Annotated in this window: 4 protein-coding genes; all 4 read right to left on the bottom strand. The window is 38.4% G+C overall.

Going from position 1 to position 2,423, the window contains the following annotated elements; genetic code table 11:
- Positions 1-177 precede the first annotated feature (177 nt).
- Positions 178-378, bottom strand: coding sequence for a SpoIIIAC/SpoIIIAD family protein (locus AC1DSB_RS18050; protein ID WP_036659311.1), 201 nt, complete (start codon positions 376-378; stop codon positions 178-180).
- 205 nt (positions 379-583) lie between these two features.
- The gene (efp, locus tag AC1DSB_RS18045) at positions 584-1,144 is read right to left on the bottom strand and encodes an elongation factor P (RefSeq protein WP_477587287.1); all 561 of its coding nucleotides are present in this window, start codon (positions 1,142-1,144) and stop codon (positions 584-586) included.
- 16 nt (positions 1,145-1,160) lie between these two features.
- Positions 1,161-2,222, bottom strand: coding sequence for a M24 family metallopeptidase (locus AC1DSB_RS18040; RefSeq protein ID WP_477587286.1), 1,062 nt, complete (start codon positions 2,220-2,222; stop codon positions 1,161-1,163).
- Positions 2,223-2,423: type II 3-dehydroquinate dehydratase (locus tag AC1DSB_RS18035; protein ID WP_477587285.1), on the bottom strand; the 201-nt coding region annotated here is incomplete at its 5' end.

The following is a 2,423-nucleotide window of genomic DNA, read 5'->3' as shown; positions in this document are numbered from 1 at the left end:
CTTAGGTGCAGATTCAAGAACGTTTCTTACGATTGGAAAAAGAGTTTGAAATAAAATATTCGAGAGTAAAATAAAAAAGAAAAAGCTCAAAAGTAGAGGTGTAAATTGCGGTAGGATTTGTTTAAGCAACAACATCAGAAATATGATTACTATCGTTACCAGGATCATTTGCATGACTTACACCGAAATGGTAAGCCATTCGAAAAAAGTAGTGATTTCTTGAAAGAAGAAACGTAGGAAACGTAACATTTCCACGGTCATATACAGATAGCCAAATACAAATAAAAAGAATGAAAATTCTTTTTTCCCCGTCTGTTCAAAGAAAAGGTGTAACAATGCAAGAATCAATCCGATTCCTGCCACTCGAATTACATCCATAAATTCCGACTTGTCCCCTCCTCTGTCTATTCATCGTATGCAAAAAGAAGCTGAGACATGAAAAAAAGTTGCCATTAGCACTAGGTGCAATTGGCAACTTTATTTTTTATTCATTATTTAGATAAGTAATAAATTTTACTCGTCGCAAAGGAAGCCTTCCCTCCACGCCGGCTTCAGGCTAGAGTGGCACTTTACACTTTTCTAATTATTGTGCTCTTGAAACGTACGCCGCTTCAGATGTGTTGATGATCAGTTTAWCACCTTGGTTGATGAAGAAAGGAACTTGAACTGATAATCCAGTTTCCAAAATTGCAGGTTTCGTTCCGCCACTAGCTGTATCACCTTTAATACCAGGTTCTGTTTCAGTAACTTCCAAAACAACCGTATTCGGCAATTCTACACCTAATGTTTCCCCTTGGTATTGCATGATATGCACTTCCATGTTTTCACGAAGGAATTTCAATTCGTACTCGATTTGTTTTGAATCAAGTTCAATTTGTTCATACGAGTCAGTATCCATGAAATTATGAGTATCACCATTTGCGTAAAGATACTGCATTTTGCGGTTATCAATTTGAGCTTTCTCCACTTTTTCTCCAGCACGGAATGTTTTTTCATTCACTGCACCTGTACGAATGTTGCGTAGTTTAGAACGAACAAACGCTGCACCTTTACCTGGTTTCACGTGTTGGAAATCAAGTACGCGCCAAATACCGCCATCTACTTCAATTGTTAAACCTGTTTTAAAATCATTTACAGAAATCATGAGTGTTCCTCCAAAATTATAAGATAAGTAACTCTTTTGTAGAATGTGTTAATTTTTCAAGCCCTGTAGCTGTAACAATCGCATCATCTTCAATACGAACCCCACCAACACCAGGTAAATAAATACCCGGTTCAATCGTGATTACCATACCTTCTTCCAGAACAGTTTCCGAACGGAAAGATAATCCAGGCCCTTCGTGTACTTCTAATCCGATACCATGTCCTAAAGAATGACCGAACGCTTCACCATAACCTTTGGATTTGATATAATCACGAGCGATTGCATCCGCTTCAATTCCAGTCATACCTGGTTTGATTTTTTCCAAAGACAACAGTTGTGAGTCTAGTACAATTTGATAAATTTCTTTTAATTGCTCACTCGGTTCACCGATAGCAACAGTTCTCGTTACGTCTGATACATATCCATTATACAACGCACCGAAGTCCAATGTAACAAAATCGCCTTTTTCGATGACTTTATCCGTCGCGACACCATGTGGAAGTGCTGAACGAAACCCAGATGCCACAATAATATCGAATGAAGATGATGATGCTCCTTGTTTGCGCATAAAGAATTCAAGTTCATTAGAAACTTCCAATTCCGTTTTTCCAGGTGCGATAAATGTAAGGATATGTTCAAAAGCCGCTTCAGCGATATCCGCGGCAGCCTTAATAATAGTAATCTCTTGAGGCGTCTTAATCAAGCGGATTTTCTCAATAAGACCTGATACAGGTACAAGTTCAGTATTAACCGCCTTTTTGTAACTCTCATACACGGCATAGCTCATGTCGTCTTTCTCAAAACCTACTTTTCTCACATTCATTTTTTCTAATTGGACACTTACTTCTTCCAGCATCGTTTTCGTATGTTGGACAATTTCAAAGTTTTTAATCTGTTTTGCCGCTTGTTCCGTGTAACGGAAATCCGTAATAAAAACAGCTTGATCTTTGGAAACGATGGCAATACCAGCAGTCCCCGTAAAACCAGTTATGTACCGGCGATTGTAGCCACTTGTAATTAACAAGGCATCAATCTGGTGTTCCCCTAAAGCTTCACGTAATTTAGACAATTTCTCCATTTAAGATTCCCCTTTTCTTCTATGTAAAAATGTTTCTAGTGCTAAGGTATAACCGAAAGTTCCGAGACCACTTATTTGACCAACACATTCAGGAGCCAAGACAGATTTGTGACGAAAACTTTCTCTGCTATGGATATTAGAAATATGAACCTCTATTACCGGAACGGTAATGGAAGCGATGGCATCACGTATCGCATAACT

It is taken from the genome of Paenisporosarcina sp. P4_E4_2 (assembly GCF_056401595.1).
This window is presented reverse-complemented; position numbering and strand designations above follow the sequence as displayed.

Coding starts and splice junctions, on each gene's coding strand:
- AC1DSB_RS18050 (WP_036659311.1), bottom strand. CDS start 378: ATGGATGTAATTCGAGTGGCAGGAATCGGATTGATTCTTGCATTGTTA.
- AC1DSB_RS18040 (WP_477587286.1), bottom strand. CDS start 2,222: ATGGAGAAATTGTCTAAATTACGTGAAGCTTTAGGGGAACACCAGATT.